General features: G+C 34.4%; 1 protein-coding gene. It reads left to right on the top strand.

From position 1 onward, the window contains the following. Positions 1-227, top strand: a 227-nt coding sequence (locus I6U50_RS15965) for a hypothetical protein (protein WP_232805970.1), incomplete at both ends; no start/stop codon positions are given.

Genomic DNA, 227 nt, shown 5'->3' with positions numbered 1-227 from the left:
AGGAAAAAGTGTAATTTTAGAAATCAGGAAAGAAAATGGTTAATCCGACAAGTTCGCATCCCTACTCCCGCAACTTGTGATAACCGCAACCGTTGGCAACAAGCTTTAGAAAAAATTCGCGCAACCATTATGTATAAGTGGCATCTTATTATTAAACATCAAATTATGAAAAAATTAAATCTACTAATTTTGGTGATTTTCTCCTCTGCTATATTTGTCGGTTGTGA

Source organism: Salegentibacter maritimus, assembly GCF_016236975.1.
Classification (GTDB): Bacteria; Bacteroidota; Bacteroidia; order Flavobacteriales; family Flavobacteriaceae; genus Salegentibacter; species Salegentibacter maritimus.
Note: the sequence above shows the minus strand (reverse complement) of the source record. Positions and strands in the feature narration are given on the sequence as shown.